A 6,892-nucleotide genomic window follows, 5' to 3' on the forward strand; every position below is an offset into this window, starting at 1 on the left:
GCCCCCGGGCGCCGATTTTCAAAGTTCGTGAACCGTCACCTCGCTCCGTACCATAAACCTTGCGTTTACGCCGGCCTGACCGATTCCCTTCGAAATATAATAAGCTCCTTGTTCGCTTCTATGAAGGCCACGATAGATTCCCCGCTGAGACAACGGACCCTTCGGCTTCAACTTAAAGAAAAAAGGAATATTGAACTGCTTGCCATGGAAATGTCCTGCCATCAAATAATCATAATTTTGATTAATTTTTAATACGACATTAGGGTCATGGGTAATGACGATCGCGGGTTTGCTCCGCTCGATGTTCAGGAACGCCTCCGATATTCGGCTATGCCCTGTACTGTAATTGTCAATGCCAATCAATGTAAACTCGGGAAGCGACACGCTGCCGTTCCTTAATATCGCAATGCCTTGCTCCCGGAACAGCGTCAACATCTCCCGAGGGCGCGGCTGCTGGTAATCATGATTGCCGAGCACGGCATAGACAGGGACCCCGACCGCAGTAATGGCTTTCAAATATAGAGCCAGCCTGGGCAAATACTCCCGTCTGTACGTATAATCACCTGTAAGCACGATATAATCCGGCTTCTCCGCCCGGACGACGGCTTCCATCTTATCAGGTCCAATTCGAAGCATATCGACGTGAAGATCGCTGATCTGCAAAAAACGTTTTCCCAGGCCAATAGGATGAGCGACGCGTTCGATTTTGAGCCATTGCGTCGGCATTATCAATAATAAGTAGAAGAGCGCCGACATGCCTATTAAGGCAATCAGCACGATTATAAGATCACTCAGCCGCTTGAGCACCTCCCTGCGTCCTAGAAGGATAAGCCGAATTGAATCAAGCGCTCCCCGGACAGCTTAGCGAGAAAGCCGAATACTTCGGACTCGCATGTCGTTCGATCAATATCATACTCAATCAGAAGCGCGTTGACAACTTCGCCGACCGTGACCGATTCCCTTAAGAGTCCCCAGATGCGGCTCCCCGTTTCGTTAAAGTAAAAAGCCAGGCTCCGATCCGGCCACAACACGGACAACGCTCCTTCGGCGTTCCCTCCCTCGACGCACCTCCCGCTTTCCAGCCTTACAATAGGCAGGAATAAGGAAAGCGAGAACGCGGGTTCCCCCGGCATAAACAATTCCGAAGCTGTATGCAATGCAAACACCTCTATTTCCATTCGTTCTTTATAAAGAACAATCGTAAAAATTCTATCATTCGATCTTCCAGACTGTCAATGTCCTTCTCGGTTCCAAGTTTTCCCCTCAAAATCTGCTTGGAACTGTTGACAACGAATAACGTTGATGATAACCTTATCTCGAGTTCTTAATAAAGAACAAAACGTACTTTATACGATTTTCAGAACGAATTAATTTGAAATAAACAATTGATATATCCTTATATTTACGGGATGTTCACTTATTCGTCTGACTGTTCTATAACAAGAACAACTTGGAGGCCTTATGAGCGCAATCAGTAGCATTTGCAGTTTGAACGGGCAGCCCTTGGCTGTTGAATACGGTCCCCGCGTGATGGATGGCTTCGCGAAATTTCCGGCCGATTATGTCGGCATGTGGCAGCAAAATGATGTCTTCCTTGGCTGCCACGGCCAATGGATTACTCCGGAATCGCTGTCGGAGCGGCTTCCTTCTTGGGATGAAGCATCCGGCCTCGCTATTACGGCTGACGCAATTATCGATAACCGCACGGAATTGTTTGATCTTCTGCATATTCATGCTTCGGATCGGGCTGCCATGACAGACAGCCGCCTGTTGCTGCTTGCTTATGAGAAGTGGGGCAACGAAAGTCCCGCGCACCTTGTCGGCGATTTCGCGTTTATGATCTGGGATGCCAGAAAACGTACTTTGTTCGGCGCGCGAGACTTCTCCGGCAATCGTACGCTTTATTACACGACTACGGGTGAATTCGCGGCATTTAGCACGACGATTGCGCCGCTGCTGTCGCTGCCTGGCGTAGAGCGCGGACTGAACGAACTATGGTTATCCGAGTTTCTGGCAATTCCGATCTCTACGGAATCGGTCGATGTATTCTCTACTGTATATAAATCGATCCGACAGCTGCCTCCCGCCCATAGCTTCCTTCTCCGGGACGGCCGCCTCACCTTCGCCAGATACTGTACGATTACGTCGAAAAAGAAGCTGATTTTGCGTTCCAACGAGGAATATGTCGAGGCGTTTCGCGACGTTTTCCGGAGTGCCGTTTCCTCCAAGGTTCGCACCTTCAAAAAGGCCGGCTCCAAGTTAAGCGGCGGCCTGGATTCCGGATCGGTCGCGAGCTTTGCTGCCCGTGAATTGCTGAATCACAATAAATTGCTGTACACGTTCAGCTACGTGCCGCTCGAAGGTTTCACGGACTGGACGCCGAAAAGCCGGATTGCGAACGAGCGGGACAACATTAAAGCAACCGTAGATTATGTAGGCAATATTCAGGACAGTTATTATGACTTTCCGAACTATGATCCGCTCTCGGCAATCGACGACTGGCTGGATATTCTGGAGTCGCCGTATAAATTTTACGAAAATTCATTTTGGACGAAGGGCATTTACGAAAAAGCAAGCGAAGCGGGCATGGGCGTATTGCTCAGTGGCAGCCGCGGCAATTGGACGATCTCCTGGGGACCCGTCCAAGATTATCATGTGGAGCTGCTGCGCAAATTCAAGCTGATTACGCTGTATCAAGAATTTAATTCCTTCTGCGAGAACATCGGAGTCAGCAGGAAAAAGATGTCGCGCGTCATTACTCGCAAGGCGTTCCCTCGCCTTTCCCGCCGGAGCGACTCTCAGCAAAGAGATGGTTTGCCCGAATGGATTCACCCGGAGTTCGCCGAACGAACCCACGTTTATGAACGCTTAAGGGAGCATGGCTACGACTTCTGGGGCGATCCTTCACAGAACGTGTACGATGTCAGACGCAAGCAATTCGAGAAGCCCTATTACTGGACGGTAACCGGCAAAGTCGGCTGCATGCAATCCTTGCGCCACTCGTTGTGGGACCGCGATCCTACTAATGACCTTAGAGTTATACGGTTCTGCTTGTCATTGCCGGAGAACCAGTATGTGCAAAACGGTTACGGCCGCTCGTTGATACGGAGGGCAACTTCCGGTTATTTGCCCGACTCCGTTCGCCTGAATCAGCAAGTGAGAGGCATTCAGGGAGCTGACGGCTTATATCGTATGCTTCCGGCATGGAATGAGCTTGTGCAGGAATTCAGGGATACGATCGATGATCCCCGTATCGCAGGTTATTTGGACGTGAAGGGGCTAAACCACGCTTGGCATGCCGTTAAAGCCTCGCCGCGACCGGAGATCGTATTCGATAACGAGTTCCGCATTCTAATGCGGTCCGTTATATTGCGTCGATTCCTGCAGCGTTGCGGTTAAAGCCCGCAAGTCATATTCAGCGCTTGAGAGGAGGTGATTATATGGAAAAACAAACGAAAAAGTCGTGGCAGCAACCGCAGTTGGAGGTGCTAAATGTCAATATGACAATGGCCGGACCCGGTGTCAGATTGCCGGATGATATTCAACCGGATCCGACGGAAGTCATCCACTACAGTTAGTCCGTCGTCATTTGCATTCGTTCTGCCGCAACTGTACGGGCCGCCCTTGTACATCATCGTACAAGGGCGGCCCGCCTGACGGGCTGCGACCCATTAACGACAACAGGGAGTGATTACGATGAATATACCGGAGAAGACGGCACGTTATCGCTCGTTCGGCCTGATCATCGAGAGCGAGTTCCGCTTGCCTGAGCTTCGCTTAATCGACAGTGCCGACAGCGGTATGAATGGAAACATGCCTGATGTGGTTATAACTCGCCAGCCTCTCGAGAAGCTGTGGCAGGAGCTTACGAAAGTAAACGAATTTCTTGCCGTAGGAGAAAACAGTGTTCTTATTCGCGTGCCGGATACGGCCATCTTCGGTATCAAGGACGGCCGTACGATAGAGGTCTCGTCTTCCCCCACGGCCGATGAGGACAAAATCAGGCTTTATTTGCTTGGCAGCTGTATGGGCATTCTGCTGATGCAGAAGCGGATTCTCCCGCTGCATGGCAGCGCGGTCGCCATTGACGGCCAGGCTTACGCCATTGTCGGCGCATCCGGGGCAGGCAAGTCGACGCTCTCCTCCTACCTCATGGAGCAAGGCCACGAGCTGCTTAGCGACGATCTTATCGCCGTTCATATTGGCGAAGGAGGCAACCCCATCGTCATGCCTGCCTATCCGCAGCAAAAAATATGGCAGGAGTCCATGCAATTGCTAGGCAAATCCACCGCAGGCTTAAAACCCATCTACAAGCGGGAAACGAAGTTCGCCGTCCCGGTCGAAGGCGCATTTCTGGATACGCCGCTGCCGTTAGCGGGCGTATTCGAACTCACCAAACACGATAAAAATGCTGAGATCGTTTCTATCGCAGGGCTGGAACGTTTTCACGCGATGCTCCGGCATACCTTTCGAGGTTTTCTTTTGGAACCGCTCGGACTTATGGAGTGGCACTTCCGGACATTGTCCAGATTCGCAGGGCGAATCGACATGTTCCGGCTATCCCGTCCGTTTGACGGCGACAGTCTCGCCTGCCTGTACCGACTCATGATTCAATCGACAAAAAAGGAGATGTTGTTATGATGTCAATCATGCCTTTGACTTTAACCGATGTTGTATCCTCCTGCAAACAAAATATAGTGAGCGATATGGGCGGAGAAAAAGTTATGCTCAACGTGAAGAGCGGCAATTATTATAATCTGGGCCAAATCGGCGGCCGAATATGGGACTGCATCCATGACCCCGTGTCTGTAGGAGCGTTGGTAGACAGATTGACAGAAGAATTCGACGTGGACGACTCGGCATGCGCGGAGCAAGTTTTCTCGTTCCTGGAGCAGCTTCGAGGGGAAGGGTTGCTCCTTGTTAACGAAGAGAATAAGAACGCTGCTAACGTTTGATCGGCTTACCGTCCTCTTATTAATAGAGGCTTTTCTTTTTTTGGGATGGGCCAAGCTGAAGTTTCGCCGCAAATTCGCCAAGATTGCGCCGGGACTTGGGGCTAAAAGCGAAGAAACCTCTCTCGACTCCGATGAGCGACATGTCAAGACGCTTAAACATATCCGATCCGCCATTGCCGTCATTAGCCGAAATACGCCATGGGAGAGCAAATGTATGGTGCAAGCGATGGCCGGCATGCAAATGCTTGAGCGCCGCGGCATCTCAAGCACCTTGTATCTCGGAACCGCTCGTGATGAGCACGGCAAGCTGATCGCGCACGCTTGGCTGCGCAGCGGATCTATGTATGTAAGCGGGCACGAGGTTATGAATCAGTTCGTCGTCGTCGAGAAATTCGCCAAACACGCCCGCAGGGCCGGTTAGAGAGGTGCCCCATGCACGAGGTATGGAAATATATGAAACAAATGTTGTCTTATTCTGGAGCCGCGATATATGTGAATCTGTTCGGCATGGTCGCATCCAGCATGCTGGAGAGTGTCGGCATCCTTCTCCTCGTCCCTCTATTAGGTCTCATCGGCCTGGTCAGCCTGGACGTCGGCGGAGGATATTTTGCATGGATAGGCCAGCTATTAAGCGGCTTCTCCACGGTTACAGCCTTATGTATCGTCCTCTTTATTTATACCGCGACGACCATAGCCCAAAGCTTTATTTACCGCAGCGTCATGATTCAGAATGTCGAGCTGCAGCATCGTTATGTCCGCGAGCTTCGCCAAGACACCTACCGCGATCTGCTCGGAGCGGGATGGCCTTACTTCTTGCGCAAGCGCGGTTCGGATCTCATCAACGTCCTTACAATCGAATTAGCTCGTGTTCTTGGCGCGCTTAATACGTCTTTTCAACTGGCCGCTTCCGTGATCTTTACGGGGATCCAGATCGGCGTAGCATTTTGGATCTCTCCCATGCTGACGGCGTTCGTCCTGATCTGCGGCGCGCTGCTGGGCCTGCTTTCCCGCAGCTTCATCCGCAGAGCGAAGCAGCTTGGCAGCCAGACCTCCCAACTGGCTCAGCGATATATGGCTGGCATTACCGACGGAATTACTGGCATCAAAGATATTAAGAGCAATTCTTTGGAACGGTCCCGGCTGGCGTGGATGCATGAGCTTACAGGCGCCATGCTGCGCGAGCAAGTGTCCTATATTACATTGCGAATGAACTCCCAACTGGTCTATAAGCTGGCTTCCACGCTCCTGGTTGCAGGCTTCATTTTAGCTGCGTTCCTTCTCTTCAAGACACAAGGCATTCAACTGCTTACGATTACCGTTATCTTCGCCCGGCTTTGGCCGAGATTCACGGCCATCCAAGCCAATCTGGAATCGATTGCGTCCATGGCTCCGGCTTGCAGGGCCGTCACATCGCTGCGCAAGGAATGCGAAGAAGCCGCGGAACGGATTGCTCCGGCTGCCGGGGAACATCCCCCCCTGACGGTCAAACTGGGCATCCAGTGCCGCAATATCCATTTTCAATACAGTCCCGATTCCCCTTATTCGCTCCAAGGCGTCGATATAACCTTACCTGCCGGCTCTATGACCGCAATCGCCGGACCATCCGGAGCAGGCAAAAGCACGCTGATCGACGTCATTATGGGACTAATGGACCCGAGCGCGGGCGAAATCGTCGTAGACGGCACGCCGCTAGTCGGCGACACGCTGGCCGCTTATCGCAGGTCGATCGGTTATGTCCCCCAGGACCCGTTCCTGTTCAACGCAACGATCAGGGAAAACATGACGCTGGTCCTGCCGGACGCAAGTGATGAACAGATTTGGGAAGCGCTTCGATTCGCATCCTGCGCGGACTTCGTAGCCAGGCTGCCGGAAGGACTAAATACCGTCATCGGCGATCGGGGCGTCCGCTTATCCGGCGGCGAACGGCAGCGGCTTGT

General features: G+C 52.0%; 8 protein-coding genes. 6 read left to right on the forward strand and 2 right to left on the reverse strand.

Annotated features, from left to right (window positions below; all coding sequences use genetic code 11):
- Positions 1-18: 18 nt before the first annotated feature.
- The gene (locus PAT3040_RS17465) at positions 19-807 is read right to left on the reverse strand and encodes a metallophosphoesterase (RefSeq protein ID WP_258235015.1); all 789 of its coding nucleotides are present in this window, start codon (positions 805-807) and stop codon (positions 19-21) included.
- An 11-nt stretch (positions 808-818) separates the two neighbouring features.
- On the reverse strand, positions 819-1,157 hold the full coding sequence (locus tag PAT3040_RS17470) for a PqqD family peptide modification chaperone (RefSeq protein WP_087566659.1): 339 nt from the start codon (positions 1,155-1,157) through the stop codon (positions 819-821).
- 304 nt (positions 1,158-1,461) lie between these two features.
- On the opposite strand from PAT3040_RS17470, the gene PAT3040_RS17475 reads away from it, so the two are divergent.
- The 6 genes from PAT3040_RS17475 to PAT3040_RS17500 all read left to right on the forward strand — a co-directional run.
- A complete protein-coding gene (locus PAT3040_RS17475; protein ID WP_108993707.1) occupies positions 1,462-3,399 on the forward strand; it encodes an asparagine synthase-related protein in 1,938 nt (645 codons plus the stop codon).
- 41 nt (positions 3,400-3,440) lie between these two features.
- Positions 3,441-3,578: a paeninodin family lasso peptide gene (locus PAT3040_RS17480; protein ID WP_108993708.1), complete on the forward strand. Its 138-nt coding sequence runs from the start codon at positions 3,441-3,443 to the stop codon at positions 3,576-3,578.
- A gap of 118 nt (positions 3,579-3,696) precedes the next feature.
- Positions 3,697-4,641 (forward strand): phosphoenolpyruvate carboxykinase (ATP), encoded by a 945-nt coding sequence (locus PAT3040_RS17485; RefSeq protein WP_181376689.1) that lies wholly within the window; start codon positions 3,697-3,699, stop codon positions 4,639-4,641.
- The gene (locus PAT3040_RS17490) at positions 4,638-4,955 is read left to right on the forward strand and encodes a lasso peptide biosynthesis PqqD family chaperone (RefSeq protein WP_108993709.1); all 318 of its coding nucleotides are present in this window, start codon (positions 4,638-4,640) and stop codon (positions 4,953-4,955) included. Before PAT3040_RS17485 ends, PAT3040_RS17490 begins: the two co-directional genes overlap by 4 nt.
- Positions 4,918-5,376 (forward strand): lasso peptide biosynthesis B2 protein, encoded by a 459-nt coding sequence (locus PAT3040_RS17495; RefSeq protein WP_087566662.1) that lies wholly within the window; start codon positions 4,918-4,920, stop codon positions 5,374-5,376. Before PAT3040_RS17490 ends, PAT3040_RS17495 begins: the two co-directional genes overlap by 38 nt.
- Before the next feature lie 11 nt (positions 5,377-5,387).
- Positions 5,388-6,892, forward strand: a 1,505-nt coding sequence (locus PAT3040_RS17500; RefSeq protein WP_258235016.1) for an ABC transporter ATP-binding protein, incomplete at its 3' end; no start/stop codon positions are given.

It is taken from the genome of Paenibacillus agaridevorans, from assembly GCF_003112455.1.
In the GTDB taxonomy this organism is placed as follows: Bacteria; Bacillota; Bacilli; order Paenibacillales; family Paenibacillaceae; genus Pristimantibacillus; species Pristimantibacillus agaridevorans.

Bases quoted from the DNA above. Each gene is read 5' to 3' on its own strand.
- PAT3040_RS17475 (WP_108993707.1), top strand. From the start codon at position 1,462: ATGAGCGCAATCAGTAGCATTTGCAGTTTGAACGGGCAGCCCTTGGCT.
- PAT3040_RS17490 (WP_108993709.1), top strand. From the start codon at position 4,638: ATGATGTCAATCATGCCTTTGACTTTAACCGATGTTGTATCCTCCTGC.
- PAT3040_RS17485 (WP_181376689.1), top strand. From the start codon at position 3,697: ATGAATATACCGGAGAAGACGGCACGTTATCGCTCGTTCGGCCTGATC.
- PAT3040_RS17480 (WP_108993708.1), top strand. From the start codon at position 3,441: ATGGAAAAACAAACGAAAAAGTCGTGGCAGCAACCGCAGTTGGAGGTG.